This is a genomic window from Variovorax sp. dw_954 (genome assembly GCF_018449755.1).
Taxonomy (GTDB): domain Bacteria; phylum Pseudomonadota; class Gammaproteobacteria; order Burkholderiales; family Burkholderiaceae_C; genus Variovorax.
Map to the genome: position 1 here is coordinate 136,371 of NZ_JAAVVD010000014.1, position 18,528 is coordinate 154,898.

Below are 18,528 nucleotides of genomic sequence, written 5' to 3' on the forward strand. Positions count from 1 at the left end.
GATGGAGTCATTTCTCGATACGCGCCGGCTACTGAACGGACCGTGGCAAGCGTTCGAGCGTGATGTTGCGCGGCTGCTGGTGGCCAACGGGTTCGGGGATGTGCGCGTGGTCGGCGGCAGCGGCGACAAGGGCGCCGATGTGCTCGGAGTGAAGGGGGGGCAGCTCTGGGTCGTTCAATGCAAATTCGTATCGAACCAGTACCCGACCCCTGACGCCGTTGATCAGGTGGTCGAGGCGGCGCGTTTCTACGAGGCGGACCGCATGGTTGTCGCCGCTTCCCGTGCGTTCGGGCCAGCGACATTTGCCGCAGTTAAGAAATGGGACGCGCTGGGCATCAAAGTCGAATTGCTACCCGCTGCGACGTTGATCGAGATGGCGCGTCGTTCCCCGGAATATTCGCATTCGCGTCGCCAGCTTCGGCCCTATCAGGCTGAAGCCACAGCGCAATTCATGGACGCGCTACGTGAGACTGGAAAGGGACAGGTCGTTCTCGCGACCGGTCTCGGCAAGACGGTCGTCATGGCGGAGGTGGTTTCTCAGCTCTACAGCGACGACGCGATCCCCGAAGGCAAGGTTCTCGTGATGGCCGGCACGCGCGAGTTGGTGGATCAGCTTCAGCGGTCCTTTTGGGACCAGTTGCCAAAATCAATCTCGACTCACCGTCTGATGGGGGGAGAGGAGCCCTCCTACTGGGATGGCATAACGTTCGCCACGGTGCAGAGCGTCATGTCACGCATTGACGACTTGCCGCGCTTCGGGCTGATTCTGGTTGATGAGGCCCACCACGTCGGTTCGGAGAGCTTTCGCACGGTCGTCAAAGCGCTGAAGGCGCCGATGCTTGGGGGCGTGACCGCGACCCCATGGCGCGGAGATGGCTTTGATATCGACCAGCTTCTCGGCCAGCCCGTCGTTCGCGTGGGCATCGCGGAAGGTCTTCGCAACGGATTCCTTTGCGAAGCGGACTACCGCTTGCTGGCGGACAACGTGGATTGGGAGTTCGTGCGCGATCGCTCGGTCCACAACTATTCATTGCAGCAACTCAACCGAAAGCTATTAATCCCGACGCGAGACGAGGAAGCGGCGAAGATTATTCGCGAGTCGTTCACGGTCGATCGACGCCGCTCAGGCGTCGTCTTTTGTTCGACCGTGGTTCATGCGCGCGCCTTCGCCGCCATGCTGCGGCTCTTTGGTTTCCGCGCGGAGGCGATCACCGGCGACATGGACCCGCGCACCCGCGACAAGACCATGGCGGCGTTCTGGCGCGGCAATCTCGACATCGTGACCACCCGCGATCTGTTCAACGAGGGCGTGGATGTTCCGGACGTTGACATGATCGTTTTCATGCGCGTGACCCATAGCCGCCGCATCTTTGTTCAACGGCTAACGAGGCTCCGCCTCAGACCGACGAGTGATACGGGGGTCGTTTCGCTTGCGGTTGCTTCGGAGTAAGGTGGCTCCGGTCGAGCCGTCTGGGTCAGGCCCAGAAATATTTGGAGCTCGAAGCTCAATGATGCGTGGCCACCTGGGTCAGCGCTTCGCATCGACCGCGGGGGTGGCACCGAAGACCGACGCGTTCGTGGCCAACATCGAGCGCTTTGTCGCCGAGCAGCGCGTGGAGATGGTGAGCTTCTCCAAGCACCAACGCAAGGACGACCTCACGCAGCAGTACCTGCAGCAGTTCGACGCCGATGAAGGCGTGCTTTACGTCGGTCGCGCACAGGAGAAGGCGCGGGTTGTGCGCACCGAGCGTCGCCGCAATGCTGCCACCGGCATGACCTACCCGTGGGTGGTGGACGGCTCGGCGATGGTCAACCACTTCTACTTCTATTGCGTGGACCAGGACTTCGGCCCGTTCTTCCTGAAGTTCTGTTCCTATTTCCCCTACAACGCCAAGCTGTGCATCAACGGCAACGAGTATGCCAAGTGCCAGTTGCGCAAGCGCGGCATTGCCTTCGAGGCGTTGGACAACGGCGTGCTGTCCTGCGCCGACCCCAACGCCCTGCAGCGCATCTGCGATGGCCTGGACGACAAGAAGATCGACCGGCTGCTGCGCAAATGGCTGGCGCGGCTGCCCCATCCGTTTGACCGGTTCGACCGTGCCGCCGGCTACCGCTACGGCTTGTCGATCCTGCAGGCCGAATTCGCGCTGACCCAGGTGCTCGATCGGCCAGTGGCCGGGCGCATCTTCTTCGAGCAGGTCATCCGCGAGAACCTGGACATCGGGCGGCCCGGCCAAGTCCAACTCATCTTCGATCGCCGGATCAACCGGCGCACCCCGGGGCGGTTCCGCACCCGGGTGATCACCGAGGGCGTCACGCCCTCGCTGCATGTGGACTACAAGCGTTCACGCATCAAGCAGTACCACAAGGAGGGCCAGGCCTTGAGGACCGAGACCACCATCAACGACACGCGCGACTTCGGCGTGGGGCGACTGCTGAAGAACCTGCCCGAGTTGCGCCGCATCGGCTTTGCCGCCAACCGGCGCCTGTTGGAGATCGAGCAGATCAGCCACGACTGTGCGCTGGGGGACGAAGAGTTCCAGCATCTGCAGCGACCACGTCAGATCGACGGACAGCGTGCGCCCGCACTGCGCTTCGGCGACGCCAACGCACAAGCCGTTCTCAATGCGGTGTTGATGTTCGTGTTCGTGGCGCGCGGATTCACCAACAAGGACCTGCGCCAGCAGTTCGCCGTCCTGCTCGGCAAACGTGCCGACGAGATCTCGCCCGGGCGAATGAGCTACGAACTGCGGCGGCTGCGCCTGCACGGCCTGATCGAGCGACTGCCGAAGACCCACCGCTATCGACTGACCAATGAAGGACTGAGGACGGCGCTGCTTTACACACGCGTGTATTCGCGCATCCTGCGCCCCGCAATGGCCCCGCCGGTACCCGCTGCCCCGGCAGGTTCGCCGCAAGCCCTGGGGCAGTTCCATTCTGCCGAAGACGCCGTCAATTCATGGTGCGACCAAGCCCACATCGCTGCGTAGAAAAACTTGACTCAATCAATGCAGATTCAACTTTGTCAAGGAATCTAGACTAGGGGAGCTTCACCCTCAGTCCGTTGGCGGCTGCACTGCGTAAGCGCGTCACGTCGTGAGGGCTAAAACGCCTTGTCTAGCTGACCGAGATTACGTGCCCGAATGGTCGCGATCAGTTTTTTCGCGTAATTCGGATCGGTTGCATATCCGGCCCCTGCCACAGCGTTTGTAAAGCCCTCTCCATCCTTGAACTGAAAACAGCCGCTGTAACGCGGGTTGTCGCGGAAGAACTTGGCATGATCATCGAGGCAGGCTTGTAGGCCCGGGTACTTGCGCCACACAGCTTCGACCATCACGGGAGCGCCATTGGCAAATTCTCGTGTGTACATCGTGATCTTGTCGCCCGTCCAGGAGACGTCGGCCTTGACGCCGAACAGGTTCCTGCCATTGGTTGCGAGTTTGGACTTTCCCCATCCGGACTCTAGCGCCCCCTGTGCGATTGTGAAGCTCGCGGGAACACCGAAATTTCGCATGGTGGCTATCGCAGACGGTGTGAGGAGTCTGATGAACTCCTCCGGTGATGCCGGCTCAAACACCACATCAGTCAGCGCGTTTTTGGCATCCTGAGCTTGTGCGCCGAGGGCACCGGCCATTGCCATCCCGTTGACCGCAGCAATCGTGCCTTCTCTGTCCGCGACCCCATCCGCGGCCCCACCGACCATGCTGTCGGAGGGCGCCAAGACGGGGAGTAATGGTGCTGAGGGGATGTCCTTTAACAGCGCCATCCTCATGCCGCCCCATGCAGGATTGGCAAAGATCGCTGTGATGGGCGTGATTACCGTCCCTGTTTCCAAGCTACCGGCGACCACCATGCCGACAGCCTGACCCTGCCAGTCCAGCACCAGCGCGCCGCTATCGCCGGCATCGCTGATGAGGTCGTCCGTGAAGATCTGCCCTTGGTAGGTGATGGTCGGTGCCTCAGGCCACCCTGGACCACCTACCATCAGGTCGACTGCTTGGTCGATGGCCCTGATCTTGGCTTGACGCGGCACTCCCCCGACCTGAGCTGGCATGATTCGCACTACGTCGCCCTCTGCGGGCCGCGTGTTGACCAGCGTAGGTGCCGTCAGTCCGCGAATCCGCGCCGCCACCTTGGCAGGATCGACCCAGATCAGCGCGGCATCGGCAGTCGGATTGCCGTCGATGTTCGTCCAGCAAAACAGCGATCCGATCGCTTCGCCGGTTGCGACACTGGAAATCACATTGCCTTGTTCCGCAACGCTTGACACCACGGCGTGCCCTGCCGTCAGCATCAGTACCTGCCTCGGAAGGTCATCAGGAAACGTCACTAGGCAGGTGGCGGTCCCCGGGGGGTACTTGTTCAGACGAAGCTGATCACCGCAGACGAATGTTGGCATCACTATCTCCGCTCCGACCTATCGAAGATTGTTAAAGTTTTGAGACACCGATCACTGCACGGGACGAATGTTCGGTGGTGCGGGACGGGGCAAGACCGTGCTGGGCGGCGTGGCAGCCACTGGCATGCCGCTCAATGCGCCAGCGTTGGTGGTCGTGGTAGTTGGGGCGGGCGTCGCCTTCAGGGCAAGGTAGCCGGCGTGACTGATCCCCAGCAAGTAGACAACGGCAGAGGACAATGGCGGTAGCTCGGTCGTTCCCGCAACCTTGGGTGTCGCCTGAGCATCGCCTGTGGCGAACAAGTTGATCAAGATGCATAGGTAGCCGACGATCAGCACCAGAGACACGATTGCTTGCTGGACCTTACCTATGTCGACGAGACCGGCCTTGCCGATCTCATCACCCTGGAATAGGTCTATGAACAACGGCGGGAAATTTGCGTCGCGCACCATGACACTGCCAAGCGCCTGGATCGGTGCGCCGATGCGATCTGCCGCGGCGTCCAGCTGCGCTGTCGACACCGCATCCGGCTGCGCAGTAATTGAAGGGCTCGGCTGCGATTTCGCGGAAAGAATTAAAGGCGTCAAAGTTGCAGAAGCAATGCTGATGCCCATGACCTGCAGCAGTTCCGCTGGGATCACCACGTTCATGGCACCAGCGAAGCCCCCCGTGCCCCTGGGCAGCAACAGGTAGTACATGCGGCAAATCACCGTCGTCATCAGCGCGGACAGGACAATCCAGGTCCACAGCGTCAGCTGCAGTCGGGACAGGCTGTACGTATTGCGTGACGTCCACAGGATGCCGGCGCGCTGGCCGGTGACACCGACACCGACAGACATGAACCAAAAAAAGAGAGCAGCAGAGCAGCTGAAAAAAATGGCCAACCGGGCGAATTGCGCTAGATGGGCGCTCTGCTTGATCTGGTCAGGCGTTGGAGGGACCGGAGGCGCTATACCGCTGACATCCACATACTCTGGCACGATGCCAACAACGAGGATCAGCAGTGCGACACCAAATAACGCCAGCAGCCCAGCCCCGCCCCACGCATATCGCTTGGGTCCTCGTTGCGTTAGGAAATGGCGAGCGGCTCGCGTAGACGAAACGGTACGATTGGCAACCGTCAGCATGGTAGGTCCTTTGGGTTGTGGCGTTCGAGCGGCGCAACTGTCACTTACTGGCAGGCGATCCACTGGCTGCAGGGACAACAGCAGCCACGGCAGCGCCGCCGGTTCCTACGCCCACTAAGCCCACTGTCAACTTGTCGAAGGAATCCAGGGAACTCTGACCATCCAGCATGTTGGTCCGAGCCAACTCCAGGGAGTCGTAAGCATCATTCCAGATGAGACCGCTTTTCCGCGGCGCGATGTTAGGCCGCGTGGGTTCTGCAACGAGCATCGTGCACGCGCTCATCATGAAGCAGGCGGCAATGACGCCGAGGTGTGAACGTCTGAAAGCGGAGACTAAATGGCGCTCACGAACTTCGCACATCATAGGTACCTCTTATTGTGCGTGGTGCGTCCGTTTTAACGACCGGAGGTGGGAACCTGACACTGTCCCGGATAGCAGTCGTAACTGTACATTCCGGGGCCCCCGTCCGCATCATCAAGAATGGGGAGTGCGTCCATTTATCGGGGTGCGTGCGGGACGAGAGGGAAGCGTGCGAAAAATGTGTGAGCCCGCCAGGCCCGGCGGCCTCGCTTCGAGTAGTTGATAAGGCGGCCGTCTTCGTGGCGGTCATTGAACGCGATCTGCGTTTGCCGACCGTGCCCCGTGTGTGTACGCGTACGTGCCCGACCAAGTGCTCCTCGGAACGAGGAAACTGGGCATCCGAGCCGAGCAACGGCTTCGCCATATCGCTTTCTTGGCTTGGGAATTTCGCGGGGATCGCACGACGGCGAGCCATAGGCGAGCAACTCACGAATTCGGAGAAGGCGCGGCTCGCTTTGGTCGACGCGCGCGCCACTCGGCGTAGCTTGGCCCCCCATCACCGCGGTCGTGCTCGAATTTGGGGATTTCCTCGTCCACCTCTTGGCACATTTCTTGAACGGTCGCTGACGTGCCTTGGATCGCGACGGCTTGCGCTGGCGAAGTCCCCCCAGACTGCTATGCGATCGCGCGCCAGATACCGCATGCTCGCACTTTTCCCATCAGCGATCGTGCAGTAGCATCTGGCGCTCGACGGTCCTTGCTTTTGGGCAACTATTCGCGAGTTGCTTGTGGGTCTAGGCGCGAGATTGCGACGCCCGTGCGTCGCGGGGAATTTGACCGCAACGGAAGAAGATCCCATGAGAAAGATCGATGTCGGCGCCGGGGACGCACGTCGCGCGCCTAGCTTGCCTTCGGGCGCTGTCGTAATGCCCGCGGAGCGGGACGTGCGCAATGACGACGGGACGCTGGTGCTGGCTATCCTGTCCGAGGTTCGCTTTGTTCGCGACAGCTTGCACGAGATCCTCAGCCGTCAGGAAGGTCTCCGTATTGCAGGCGTTTTCGCGAACTGCGCCGGTCTGCTGGCGGCGCTGCCGTGCGAGCGGCCCGACATGGTATTGATGGACGCGACCCTGCCCGATTGGCTCTCGGTTGTCTCCAGCCTGCGCGACTCCATGCCGCGCCTGCTGCTTGTCGTGTTCGCGATCAGCGAATCCGTCGAAGCCGTGCTGGCGTGGGCCGAAGCCGGTGTGGACGGCTACATCCCGAGCACGGCCGCCGCGGGCGACTTGCATCTATTGATCGAGGACATCCGCGCCGGCCGCCAGGCATGTTCGGCGCAGGTCGCCGCCGGCTTGCTACATCGCGTCGCGATCGTGGCGCGCCAGCGTCAGTCACAGCCGTCACCTGTCGACTCTCGCGCGCTGACGTCGCGCGAATTCGAGATCGTCCGCCTGATCGGCCAGGGCCTCAGCAACAAGGACATCGCGCGACGGCTGGACATCGGCGTTTCCACCGCCAAGTCCCATGTCCACAACGCCCTGCTCAAGCTCCAGCTGGAGCGGCGTACCCAGCTCGCCTCACTGATGCGGACGCAGCCACCGCGCTAGCGACGGCTTCGATCGGGTCGTCCATCGTTTTTCCACCTTCCGGTGGATGGCGACGGATGGTCACGAGCGTCAACATGGTTACCCCCGGGCTCGTCGGGTGGCGCACATGCGCACGGTGGTTGTGACCCTTCCCACATTGCTTGCAGACTTTGTCGTCGACGCGCTCGATGCTGTCGTTTCGCTGGACGTCGTCGCGGTCCTGCCGAGCCGCGATGACCTGTCCGCGAGCCTGTCACGCCTTGCGCCCTGGCTCGTCCTCGCGGGAGGGACGGACCGCGAGCACGACGAACTCGCCGCATCGATTCGTGCGACCTCGCCTTCGAGCCACGTTCTCGTCCTCGACCCGGACGCCCGCCGTGCGACTCTTTACTGGACGACCGCAGCGGGGGCGCCGGTGCTGCGGGCGATGGAGGACTTCTCGGCCGTAGAACTGGCGGACGCCTTCCGCGCCGCCTGCGCCCGGCTGTGAGCAGCGCCGCCATGAGGCACCGGATCTAGACCTCCAGCCGGAACGGATCTAGATCCTTCGTCCATCCCAATCGGCACGGGCGGTGGATGCGCGAGGCGCCTCGCTCGCCAATAGTAGGCAGCACGCAATGAGGGGCGCACCGGCTGGCCAGGGCTTCCGCCCGCACGGGGCATTTGCGCGCCCACGCTCGACACTGAAGGGAACGAACGTGCCACCAACCCTTTCCTATCCGGGCGTCTATGTCCAGGAACTCCCCAGCAACCAGCACACCATCACGGGCGTGGCGACTTCCATCGCGGCGTTCATCGGCTGGGCGCCGCAGGGGCCGGCCGACGAGGCCGTGATGGTCCATAGCATGTCGGAATACCAGGCGACGTACGGCGGATTCGTCACGGGTGTCTACCTCGCCTACGCGGTCAGTCATTTCTTCCAGAACGGGGGACAGCAGGCATATATCGTCAGGGTGCTCGATGCCGCTACCGCCAAGAACTCCTCCACCATTTGGCCGGACGGCACCGGCAACGTGACCCTGTGGGCGAGCAGTCCCGGCCAATGGGGCGACTCGCTAAAGTTGACGATCACCCTCGCTTCGGCGAATCGGTTCAGCCTGCTTGTGCAACTCGCGGGGCCGAACAACCAGATGACGACGCTCGAGAGCTATAGCGACTTGTCGGTGACGACCACCGATCCGCGCTACTTCGTCAACGTCATCGACAGCGATTCGGACTATCTGACCTTTATCCCTCCCGGCGGAACGCAGGTACCGATCGCACCGCTCGCGCCCGCCGCCAACGCGCCGCCCAACTATTTGACCTTTGCCAACGGCAACGCCGGCACGCAGTTATACCCAGGCGATCCTGGCATGGCGTTTGAGGCACTGGTGACGGTGATGCCCCCCAGCCCGGCCATCAGCGCACTAAGCACGGTGACGTTCGACCTGTTGTGCGTGCCGGGCGAGACGGACAAAGCGACGTTGGGCGGCCTGCAGAATTTCTGCTTCAGCAACCGCGCGTTCCTGATCGTCGATGCGCCGCAATTTGCCACCCAAAAGCTATTGCTTCAGAACGGGCCCTACGGCACCAACGGAGCCGCCACGACTCCGCTGGCCGGGGCGTCCTCACATGCCAGCTACTCCGCCTACTACTTTCCGTGGGTGCTTGCCCCCGATCCGGCCGCGGGCGGGCGCACCGCCGCCTTCCCGCCCAGCGGCGCCGTCGCGGGGCTGTACGCGTCGACCGACACGAACCGCGGCGTCTGGAAGGCACCCGCGGGAATCGCGACCAGCCTGAGCCAGGTCCTCGGGCCGACAGTTTCCCTAAATGATGCGCTGCAGGGCGACCTCAACCCCCTCGCGGTCAATTGCCTGCGGACGTTCCGCACCAGTGGGACCGTGATCTGGGGTGCGCGCACGCTGGATGGCGCCGACGCCCTCGGCTCGCAGTGGAAGTACGTCCCGGTACGCCGGCTGGCGCTGTACATCGAGTCCAGCCTCTACGTAGGCACGCAATGGATCGTCTTCGAGCCCAACGACGAGCCGCTGTGGGGACAGATCCGCATGAGCGTCGGCACGTTCATGCAGGGCCTGTTCCTGCAGGGCGCGTTCGCGGGCACGACGCGGCAGGCGGCGTACTTCGTCAAGTGCGACGGCGAGAACAACCCGGCCTCGAGCGTCGCGCTTGGCGTCGTGAACATTCTCGTCGGCTTCGCGCCGCTGGATCCCGCGGAATTCGTGGTGATCCAGATCCAGCAGATCGCAGGTCAGACGTCCTGACCGGGAGTGCAACGATGGCCATATATCCTGCGAACCCGCAGCGGCTCGATCCGTACAAGAACTTCAAGTTCCGCCTGAAATGGGACGGACAGTTCGTGGCTGCCATCAGCAAGATGAGCAGCCTCAAGCGGACCACCGAGGTCGTGGAATTTCGCTCCGGCGGCGATCAGTCGACCTCCTACAAATCGCCCGGGCGCCAGAAATACGAGGCGATCACGCTGGAGCGCGGCCTCACCCAGGACATGAGCTTCCACGATTGGGCCGGCCGCGTCTGGAGCATCGGCAGCGGGCTCGGCTCCGAAGTGTCGCTCGCCAACATGCGCAAGGATATCTACCTCGAGTTCTACAACGAGGCGGGGCAGTTGGTGATGGCGTACAAGATCTATCGCTGCTGGGTGTCGGAGTATCACGCGATGCCCGACCTCGACGCCAATGCCAACGCGGTGGCCATCGAGATGATTAAGCTCGAGAACGAAGGCTGGGAGCGCGACACCGCCGTGGTCGAGCCGAAGGACACGACGCTCACCTCCGTCGCGACTTGAGTCATGGCCGCGGCAAGCGCTCGCCTGGCGACTCCGGAGTCCGACATGGTACGGATGGATGCGACCGCTTGTCTCGAGCTGTGGGAAGCGGGGCGCGGCCTGCATCCGCTCGATCGCGGGTTGCTGGCGATCCATCGTACGTTCCCGGCGACGCGCGGCGAGGACGTCGCGGACTGGCCGATCGGCGATCGAAACCGGCTGCTCGCGCGCTTGCAGTGCGTGTCCTTCGGGCCGCGGCTCGAAGGAATGACGACGTGTCCCGAGTGCCGGGAGCAACTGGAGTTCACGTTCGACGCCGCGCAGCTCGCGGCGCAGCCGCCGACGTCCGAGGCGACGGTGACCGTCGCGCACGAGAGGTTCCGCCTGCCGACCAGTCGCGATCTCGCCAGCGTCGTCGACGCGGAGGACGCCGCGATGCGCCTCGCGCTGCGTTGCCGCCTGGCCCTCCCGAGCGAGCCCGAGTCCGAGGACCGAACCTGGAGCGAGACGGACCTTGAGCGCATCGGCGAGCAACTCGCGCTGGCCGACCCCTGCGCCGAGATCCTGCTTGACTTCGATTGTCCTCAGTGCCACTCCGGGTTCAGGGAGAACCTCGATCTCGCCGCCTTCCTGTGGAGCGAGCTCGACGCGCGCGCGCGCCGACTGCTGCGCGAGGTGCATGCACTCGCCGGTGCCTACGGCTGGAACGAGGGTGAGATCCTGGCCTTGGCGCCTGCGCGTCGCGCGGCCTACCTCGAGATGGTGTGGGCATGACGGGCTACCTCCAGCGCCTCGTCAGTGGCGCTGGGACGCAGCGTCCGCGCCTGCGGCCGCTGGCGGGGCCGCCGGACGGTGTCGTCGTGCGGGATCCCGAGGAGCACCTCGAGGAACGCGCGACGGTGGGGTCGATCGTGGCAACCTCGGCGCGAACGGCAGCGAGCGATTCCAGGCGCCCGCCACGGGACGAGGTGCGGTCCACGCGGGGCGAATTCAACGAAGCTATGTCCGGATCGCGGTCCCGCGATCGCTTGGGGCCGACCGCATCGCCCGCACACGCGACAGCCGAACTGCCCCCCTTGCCGTTCATGCCCGTGCTGCCGGCCAATCGATTGCCCGAAGCGGACCGCGAACCGGCGCGGCGCGGGCGGGCGCGCACGCAGCTCGGCGGGGAGGACGACGTACCGCGCACCCGCGCGGACGCCGCGGATCCCGCCCGGCCGCCGAGCCTCGTCGTCGCGCCCGCATCGATGGCCGGCGCGCATTCCGCAGCTGCGGCCACGCGCGCGCCCGAGGTCGCGGCGCGCGCGGCGAGCGTGAATGTCGCGAGCATCGCCGCGCGGGGCGTGGCGCACGAGGAGCGCGACATCGAGATCCGCATCGGCCGCATCGAGGTCGTCGCGGTGCCCGAGGTTCGCCAGCCACAGGTGGCGGCACCCGCGCCGCGACGTGCCCAGAGCCTGGACGACTACCTGACGTCGCGTGCGCGAGGCAGCCGATGACGACTGGGCTGGCCATCGCCGGCGTGACGGCGGTTCTGCAGTACCAGTTGCAGAACCTCTATGCCGGCCTGAATGGCCCATTCCCGAACTCCGTCGGCGTGTCCTGCCTCGCCCCGGACCAGGTGCAGCAGACGCTCGGCCACCTCGACGGACCGCAGAACCAGGTCAACTTGTTCATGCACCAGGTCACGCACAACACCGCGTGGCGCAATGTCGACCTGCCCTCCGCGGGGGCGGACGGCAGTACCCGCCTGTCCAGCCCGCCGCTCGGACTGGACCTGCACTACCTGCTCACGGTCTACGCCTCGGAATACTGGGAGGCCGAGGCGCTGCTGGGCTACGCGGTCCAGATGCTGTCCGACGCGCCAGTGCTCGCCCGCGCAACCGTCGCAACAGCGCTAGCGAATCTCGCGACGCCGCTGGCGGCCACCGCGCTGATCCCCTACTTGCAGCAGTCCGGGCTCGAGAACCAGATCGAGATGATCAAGATCACGCCGGCGCCGCTTGGACGAGAAGAGATGGCCTGGCTATGGACGGCGCTCAAGGCCGATTACCGCCCCACGTATCCCTTCACGGTGACGGTGGTGCTGATCCAGGCGCGGCGCCCCGCGACGCTCGCGCTGCCCGTGCTCAATCGTGACCTCCAGGTGCTGCCGGGCGCACCGGCGCAACTTCTCACGCTGCGGGCACTCAACGGCCAGCCGGCCGCGGCATCGACGGACGTCGTCGGCGTCACCGGTGAGTTCTTGGCCGGTCTGAGTCAGGTGCTTCTCGCCAATGATCGACTGGGCATCCAGTTCACCGCGAACCTTGCCGCGCAGACCGGGACGTCGTTCACGTTCGTCCCCGATCCAGCGAGCCTGCAACCGGCCGGCTTCTACACGGTGGAAGGCCAGTTCCTAGGCTCGAGCGGTGACGTCGTGCGCTCGACCAACACCCTGTCGCTGGCCATCGCGCCCACGCTGCCGGCCCAGGTCGCACCCGCCGTGGCGACGGCCGCCGGCAAGCAGGTCACCGTCAATTTCTCGCCCAGCGTGCGAGCGGGCCAGGACGTCTCGCTCGCGCTCAGCGCGCTCGCCGCGCCGTTCTTCGGCGCCACCGCCGCGGCCGAACCGTTCACCGGCAGCGTGGGCACGCTGTCCTTCGTGTTCCCGGCGACGCTGCCGCCCGGGCCGCTGGTCGCGCGCCTCATCGTGGACGGCGTGCCGAGCGCGGTGAGCGTCAACCCGGGGCCGCCGCCGACCTTCTCAGGCCCGCTGGTGACCGTATGAATGCGCGCGAGACCGTCGATTGGGCAGCGCGCAATCAGTCGCGACTCGTGCGCGCCTTCGCCGACCTGCGATGCCGGATCGCTGGCGAGACCCCGGCCGATCCGTTGCCCGCGGCGGACGACACGGGCGCGCCCACCGCCGTCGACGCGCTGGCATCCGCGTTCGAGCTCGATGCGTTCGAACTCCAGGTGCTGTTGCTGTGCGCCGGCGTCGAGATGGACCCGGCGCTCGCGGCCTGCGTGGCCCGCGCAGGCGGTGACTCGGATCGAGGCCATGTGACCTTCTCGCTGGCGTTGTCCGTCCTCGACGCACCCGACTGGAGAGCCCTGGCCCCGTCCGCGCCGCTGCGTCGCTTCCGCCTGGTCGAGATGAAGCCCGGCGCCGGTGTGACCCAGGCCGAATTGCGCATCGACGAGCGCGTCCTGCATTACCTAGCCGGCGTGAATCGTCTCGACGGGCGGCTCGAGGGCCTTCTGTCACCCAGGCAGGAATCGCCTTGCATGGCCGAGGAGCATTGGCGGCTGGCAGTCGAGAGCCTCGAGCTTCCGACTGCGCCGCCGTGGCCCGCGGCCGTGTTGAACCTGTGCGGCGACGACTTGTTGGGGCAGGAAGCCGTGGCCGCGATGGTCGCCCGTCGTGCGGGCCGCGAGCTCTTCGTGCTGAGGCAGGCCGATCATCCGCCGGTGGGCGCGGAACTCGATCTGTTCATCCAGCTCTGGTCACGCGAATCCCGGCTGCTACCGGCCTTCCTGCTGCTCCAGTGGAACAAAGAGCAACCGACACCGGCCGCGCGCCGGCTCGCCGAGCGCCTGCCCGGGGTCGTGATGGTGGCCAGCCGGGCGCCCTTGCATCTCGATCGCGCCGTCGAGCAGGTCGATGTCGACAAGCCGAGCCCGCGCAGCCAGCGCCGGCTGTGGGAGGCGTTGCTGGGGCCGCTGGCCGGACACGTGCCGGAGGCGATCGACAACGTCTGCGCGCAATTCCGGCTCTCGGCCGACGCGGTCGCCGACGTCGCGGCGCAGGTGCTCGCGCAGACCGAAGCGGACGGCGGCGTCGAGACGCAGCTTGAGGGCGGGGCACCGGCTGGCAGCGACGCCGAAGCCGAAGCCGAAGTGGCGCGGGCCAGACTGTCGCAGCGCTTGTGGCGCGCGTGCCGATCGGCCGCCCGGCCGGCGCTCGAAGGGCTGGCCGAGCGCATCGTCCCCGTCGCGGGCTGGGACGATCTGGTGTTGCCGGCGCAACAGCTCGATGCCGTCAGGCAGCTCGCCTCGCAGGCCCGCCTCCGGATGACGGTGCACGAACGCTGGGACTTCGCCGGCAAGGGGCGGCGCGGGCTCGGGCTCAGCGCGCTCTTCTGCGGCCAGAGCGGCACTGGCAAGACACTCGCGGCGGAAGTGCTGGCCACGGCGCTCGGACTCGACCTCTACCGCGTCGACCTGTCGATGGTCGTCAGTAAGTACATCGGTGAAACCGAGAAGAACCTGGCCCGGATCTTCGATGCGGCCGACGGCGGCGGCCTTGTCCTGTTGTTCGACGAGGCGGACGCGCTCTTCGGCCGGCGCTCCGAGGTCAAGGACAGCCACGACCGTTTCGCGAACATCGAGGTCGGCTACCTGCTGCAGCGCATGGAGGCGTTCCAGGGTCTGGCGATCCTGACCACCAACCTGCGGTCGTCGCTCGACCGCTCGTTCCAGCGTCGGCTGCGCTTCTGCATCGAGTTCCCGTTCCCGGACGTCGGCCAGCGTGAGCTCATCTGGTCGCGCGTGTTTCCCCGCGCCACGCCGACCCGGGGTCTGGTGAACCAGCAGCTCGCGCAGCTGAACATGGCGGGCGGCAACATCCGCAACATCGCGCTCAACGCGGCGTTCATCGCCGCCCAGGCAGGCGGGCCCGTGGACATGGGACACCTGCTGGCCGCCACGCGCATGGAAGCGACGAAGACCGAGCGCGCGCTGTCGGAAGTCGAGATACGGGGATGGGTATGAGCCGCGTCACCGTCACGATCGACCGCATCGTCGTGTCCGGGCTGGAACCGACGCAGCGCGACGCGCTCGTCGCGGCGCTCGAGTCCGAGCTCGTCCGCGTGCTGGCCGGGCCAGGCGACAGGGCTGCCGTGTCGCGCCGCACGCCGGTGCTGCGCTTGGGACGGGTGCCGCTCGGGTCCGGGACATCCGGCGCGCGCGCGGTCGGCCAGGGCATCGCCCACGCGATTGGCACCGCGGCCGGGGCACCCTCCGGAAAGGCCAGGCGATGACCGCGGCGATTTCCCGGGTTGCCGAGGCCGCATCGGCCTCGCGCGCGTCGTCCGTGCTGCAGGTGAGCCGGGCGAGCGACAGCTTCGAAGTCGAGGCGGACCGCGTCGCGGACGCAGTGGTCGGCGGCGGACATGTGCCGGGCTGGTCGTTCTCGTCCACGGGTGCCGGCATCGTCCGGCGCCAAGTGGATGCCGGCGCGAGCGATCACGCGGCGAGTTCGGTCGTTGCGCCCGGCCACCGTGGCGCGGCCAGCCGGCCAGGCACAGCGGCGCTCAAACCCCTGCGCTTGTCCGGTGCCGCCTGTCACCCGAAGCCGCACGGCGCGAAAGGCCGTGACGATGCGCTTCATCAAGCGGGCATCGGCGCGCAGGCCGGGGCGGCCCGTCCGGTGACCACCCATTCGGCCACCGGTTCCACGGCAGCCTCGGCTGGCAGCACCAAGGCACCCGCGGCGCCGAGCCACGCGCCGCGGCCGGCGCGCGAACGACGGAGATCGCCCCACGCGCGGCCATCGGAACTCTGGTCCGGCACCGTCATCGGCGCGTACCTGCGCGAGCGCGAGGTGTCCGCGGAAGCGCGTTCCCCGACCCGCGAGGCCGCACCCGAGACGGCAACCGGCATGGCGGGCACGACTGGAACCGCGCACGCGCCAGCGGCCACGCCCGCCCCCGTGACGGGGCACGGGATGCCGCGTCCGCACTCGACGACGCCAGGCCTGATGCTGCGCAAGATCGATCCGGGACACACGACGTCGGCGGCCCACCCCGAGGTTGATCACGCGCTGCAGTCGCCGGGACGACCGCTCGATGCCGAGACGCGCGCCTTCATGGAGTCACGCCTCGGCTTCGACCTGTCGCCCGTGCGCGTGCACACGGATGGTCGCGCGGCTGAATCCGCGCGTGCGCTGGGTGCCAAGGCCTACACGGTCGGCGCGGATGTCGTGTTCGCCGAGGGGCGTTATGCGCCGCATGCGAGCGAGGGGCGGCACCTGCTCGCGCACGAACTCGCTCATGTGGTGCAGCAGTCCGGCGCGCCGACGGCGGATCACGCGGGTGCAGGGCGCGCGGCGCGCGGCGTGCAGCGCGCGTTCGACACGGGGCCGTTCTCGGCGATCGTGGGCGAGGTCGTCGCTAAATTGCAGAAGCTGCCTGGCTACACGCTGATGACGCTCATCCTCGGCAAGGATCCGTTGACGGGCAAGCAGACTCCGAGCGATGCAACCACGCTGGTCGGCGCCGTACTGGAGTTGATGCCGGGCGGGAAGGATGCGTTCGAGAAGTTGAAGCAGAACAATGCGATCGAGCAGGCCGTCGCCTGGATCCGCGGCAAGATCGCCGATCTCCATTTCACGGAAGCGCACTTCGAGGAGTTGCTGCAGCAGGTGGCCGCGGGGGCCTCGGCATGGCATCCTTTCAAGACCATCGATCTCATCAAGGAGATCCTTCGGCCCCATCTGGAGAAGTTGATGAGTTTCGCGGGCGACGTGCTCCGCAAGGTGGCGGAGTTTGTGGTCGACTCCGCGCTCGATGCAATCGGCGGCCAGGAGGTTAAGAAAACGCTGCACAATGCGGGCGCCTCGCTGAGTCTCATCGCGAGCGACCCGGTGGCCTTTCTTCGGCACCTGGTGGATGCGCTGAAGCTGGGCTTCAACCAGTTCAGCGGCAACATCGTCAATCACCTGCAGGAGGGCCTCGTCGAATGGCTGTTCGGCGCGGTCAAGGTGCCGGGCCTGGCCATCCCGAAACAATTCGATCTCGCGTCGATCGGCGGCATGGTGCTCTCGATCCTCGGGATCACTTGGGCGAGGTTCCGCGAGAGCCTGGTCGGCGCGCTCGGCGAGCAGGCGATCGCGTTTCTCGAGAAGTCGCTGGACGTGGTCAAGGCGCTCGCCGGGCCGGGAGGCTTGCGGGCCGCCTGGAAGTTGATCGTCGATTCCGCGAGCGACCTGCTCGACACGATGCTCGGCAAGGTGCGCGATTGGGTGATGAGCCAGGTCGTCAAGATCGCGGTGCCGAAGATCGTCGCGCTGTTCAATCCGGTCGCCGGGTTGATCGAATCGATCCGTGCAATCTACGAGACGATCAAGTTCTTCATCGAGAAGGCCAAGCAGCTTTCGGCGCTGATCCAGACCATCGTCGATTCGCTGTCCGAGATCGCCCACGGCAACATCGAGAAGGCGGCGAACTGGATCGAGCAGACCATGACGCGCACCATCCCGCTGCTCCTGGGTTTCCTGGCCGGATTCCTGCATCTCGATGGCATCGGGGCCGCCATCCGCGGCGTCATCGAGGGCGTTCGCGCGAAGGTCAAGGCGGCGTTCGACAAGGTCGTGGGCATGCTGGTGAGCAAGGGGCGCGCGGCTTGGGATGCCACCAAGGGCGTCGCCTCGAGTGCGGTCGCCAGTGTGAGTGAGTGGTGGAAGGAGCACAAGCCTTTCAAGTTGGGCGATGAAAAGCACGAGATGTTCCTGGAGGGAAGCGAAGACCATCCAGAGGTGATGGTGCAGAGCGCGAAATCGACGCTGCAGAAATTCCTGGAGGAACACGTCGTCGCGACGCCGACGCAGAAGAAGGAATTGATCGAACTTGCAAAGGAGATCCACTGGCACAAGAAGGAGGAGAGCAAGGACGACAAGCCGGAACCCTCGAAGAAGGGGAAAGCCGCCGATAGCCCGGACAAATTCGACCTCCTGCTGACTCGTATTGCAGCGCTGCCGTCGATGGGAGGAAAGGGAATTCCCGACTCGAAGATCGTCTCCAGTGAAGTTCACGAATTTGGTGCCGGAAAAAAGACCGATGCGTTCCTGACGTTGAAGCACCCGGTCGGCACCGAACCCGACAAGAGCAACGATCCCCCGATCTGGACCGACTTGGGTGACGACCTCGTCAAGGCGCGTCGGTACGTACGCGGCCACATGCTCAGCCAACGACTTGGTGGGCAGGGTGTGTGGAAGAACATGATGCCGATCACCAACAAGGCCAACCAGCAGATGTACAACGGAACCGAGACTGGCGTCGAGCAGAAGATCATCGAGGTGATCAGCACAGGCAAAGCTGCGGTGCACTTCGTGATCAAGGCGAGTTACGCGGATAGCCCGAAGAAGCCAGGCAATCCGGTCACCGCGGAATCCAGGCTGAAGACACTCAGCTGGACGGTGACGCCTGCCGAATGGAGTGGCGGCTGGAAGAACGGGAAGGGCGATCTGAAGACGCCCAAGGGCGAGGTGATCGATCCCAGGGGCAGCGTCGAGGCGACCGCCTGAGCTTGAGAGCCGTCCATGCACAAACGCCACCCAACACACGAACCACCC

At 65.3% G+C, this 18,528-nt stretch carries 14 protein-coding genes; 12 read left to right on the forward strand and 2 right to left on the reverse strand.

All coding sequences use genetic code 11. From position 1 onward, the window contains the following. Position 1: 1 nt before the first annotated feature. Both HB681_RS21650 and HB681_RS21655 read left to right on the forward strand, forming a co-directional pair. Positions 2–1,450 carry a DEAD/DEAH box helicase family protein gene (locus HB681_RS21650; RefSeq protein WP_218628274.1) on the forward strand — a complete coding sequence of 483 codons (1,449 nt, stop codon included), beginning with the start codon at positions 2–4 and terminating at the stop codon, positions 1,448–1,450. Positions 1,451–1,508: 58 nt separating this feature from the next. Further along, a complete protein-coding gene (locus HB681_RS21655; RefSeq protein WP_213956931.1) occupies positions 1,509–2,990 on the forward strand; it encodes a hypothetical protein in 1,482 nt (493 codons plus the stop codon). A 113-nt stretch (positions 2,991–3,103) separates the two neighbouring features. Here HB681_RS21655 and HB681_RS38235 read toward each other — a convergent pair whose 3' ends face one another. Next, the gene (locus tag HB681_RS38235) at positions 3,104–4,399 is read right to left on the reverse strand and encodes a glucosaminidase domain-containing protein (protein WP_256735037.1); all 1,296 of its coding nucleotides are present in this window, start codon (positions 4,397–4,399) and stop codon (positions 3,104–3,106) included. A 51-nt stretch (positions 4,400–4,450) separates the two neighbouring features. After that, the gene (locus tag HB681_RS21665) at positions 4,451–5,524 is read right to left on the reverse strand and encodes a hypothetical protein (protein WP_213956932.1); all 1,074 of its coding nucleotides are present in this window, start codon (positions 5,522–5,524) and stop codon (positions 4,451–4,453) included. Between the two features lie 1,158 nt (positions 5,525–6,682). Here HB681_RS21665 and HB681_RS21670 point away from each other — a divergent pair. The 10 genes from HB681_RS21670 (at position 6,683) to HB681_RS21715 (ending at position 18,480) form a co-directional block, all read left to right on the forward strand. Continuing rightward, the gene (locus HB681_RS21670) at positions 6,683–7,432 is read left to right on the forward strand and encodes a response regulator transcription factor (protein WP_213956933.1); all 750 of its coding nucleotides are present in this window, start codon (positions 6,683–6,685) and stop codon (positions 7,430–7,432) included. A 106-nt stretch (positions 7,433–7,538) separates the two neighbouring features. Further along, positions 7,539–7,901 (forward strand): hypothetical protein, encoded by a 363-nt coding sequence (locus HB681_RS21675; protein ID WP_213956934.1) that lies wholly within the window; start codon positions 7,539–7,541, stop codon positions 7,899–7,901. 208 nt (positions 7,902–8,109) lie between these two features. Next, complete coding sequence (locus HB681_RS38795; protein ID WP_213956935.1) at positions 8,110–9,672, forward strand: phage tail sheath subtilisin-like domain-containing protein; 1,563 nt, start codon at positions 8,110–8,112, stop codon at positions 9,670–9,672. Positions 9,673–9,686: 14 nt separating this feature from the next. Continuing rightward, positions 9,687–10,214 carry a phage tail protein gene (locus tag HB681_RS21685; RefSeq protein WP_213956936.1) on the forward strand — a complete coding sequence of 176 codons (528 nt, stop codon included), beginning with the start codon at positions 9,687–9,689 and terminating at the stop codon, positions 10,212–10,214. 45 nt (positions 10,215–10,259) lie between these two features. Next, complete coding sequence (locus HB681_RS21690; protein WP_213956937.1) at positions 10,260–10,967, forward strand: hypothetical protein; 708 nt, start codon at positions 10,260–10,262, stop codon at positions 10,965–10,967. Next, complete coding sequence (locus tag HB681_RS21695) at positions 10,964–11,692, forward strand: hypothetical protein (RefSeq protein WP_213956938.1); 729 nt, start codon at positions 10,964–10,966, stop codon at positions 11,690–11,692. Before HB681_RS21690 ends, HB681_RS21695 begins: the two co-directional genes overlap by 4 nt. Next, the gene (locus tag HB681_RS21700) at positions 11,689–12,963 is read left to right on the forward strand and encodes a DUF4255 domain-containing protein (RefSeq protein WP_213956939.1); all 1,275 of its coding nucleotides are present in this window, start codon (positions 11,689–11,691) and stop codon (positions 12,961–12,963) included. The genes HB681_RS21695 and HB681_RS21700 overlap by 4 nt, the downstream gene beginning before the upstream one ends. Next, positions 12,960–14,948, forward strand: coding sequence for an ATP-binding protein (locus HB681_RS21705; protein ID WP_213956940.1), 1,989 nt, complete (start codon positions 12,960–12,962; stop codon positions 14,946–14,948). The genes HB681_RS21700 and HB681_RS21705 overlap by 4 nt, the downstream gene beginning before the upstream one ends. Then, entirely contained in the window at positions 14,945–15,217 is a 273-nt protein-coding gene (locus tag HB681_RS21710; protein WP_213956941.1) for a hypothetical protein, read from the forward strand. Before HB681_RS21705 ends, HB681_RS21710 begins: the two co-directional genes overlap by 4 nt. Further along, positions 15,214–18,480, forward strand: coding sequence for a DUF4157 domain-containing protein (locus HB681_RS21715; RefSeq protein WP_213956942.1), 3,267 nt, complete (start codon positions 15,214–15,216; stop codon positions 18,478–18,480). Before HB681_RS21710 ends, HB681_RS21715 begins: the two co-directional genes overlap by 4 nt. The last annotated feature ends 48 nt before the right edge of the window (positions 18,481–18,528 follow it).

Bases quoted from the DNA above. Each gene is read 5' to 3' on its own strand.
- HB681_RS21700 (WP_213956939.1), top strand. From the start codon at position 11,689: ATGACGACTGGGCTGGCCATCGCCGGCGTGACGGCGGTTCTGCAGTAC.
- HB681_RS21690 (WP_213956937.1), top strand. From the start codon at position 10,260: ATGGTACGGATGGATGCGACCGCTTGTCTCGAGCTGTGGGAAGCGGGG.
- HB681_RS21670 (WP_213956933.1), top strand. From the start codon at position 6,683: ATGAGAAAGATCGATGTCGGCGCCGGGGACGCACGTCGCGCGCCTAGC.
- HB681_RS21715 (WP_213956942.1), top strand. From the start codon at position 15,214: ATGACCGCGGCGATTTCCCGGGTTGCCGAGGCCGCATCGGCCTCGCGC.
- HB681_RS21655 (WP_213956931.1), top strand. From the start codon at position 1,509: ATGATGCGTGGCCACCTGGGTCAGCGCTTCGCATCGACCGCGGGGGTG.
- HB681_RS21675 (WP_213956934.1), top strand. From the start codon at position 7,539: ATGCGCACGGTGGTTGTGACCCTTCCCACATTGCTTGCAGACTTTGTC.
- HB681_RS21710 (WP_213956941.1), top strand. From the start codon at position 14,945: ATGAGCCGCGTCACCGTCACGATCGACCGCATCGTCGTGTCCGGGCTG.
- HB681_RS21705 (WP_213956940.1), top strand. From the start codon at position 12,960: ATGAATGCGCGCGAGACCGTCGATTGGGCAGCGCGCAATCAGTCGCGA.
- HB681_RS21695 (WP_213956938.1), top strand. From the start codon at position 10,964: ATGACGGGCTACCTCCAGCGCCTCGTCAGTGGCGCTGGGACGCAGCGT.
- HB681_RS21665 (WP_213956932.1), bottom strand. From the start codon at position 5,524: ATGCTGACGGTTGCCAATCGTACCGTTTCGTCTACGCGAGCCGCTCGC.
- HB681_RS21685 (WP_213956936.1), top strand. From the start codon at position 9,687: ATGGCCATATATCCTGCGAACCCGCAGCGGCTCGATCCGTACAAGAAC.
- HB681_RS21650 (WP_218628274.1), top strand. From the start codon at position 2: ATGGAGTCATTTCTCGATACGCGCCGGCTACTGAACGGACCGTGGCAA.
- HB681_RS38235 (WP_256735037.1), bottom strand. From the start codon at position 4,399: ATGCCAACATTCGTCTGCGGTGATCAGCTTCGTCTGAACAAGTACCCC.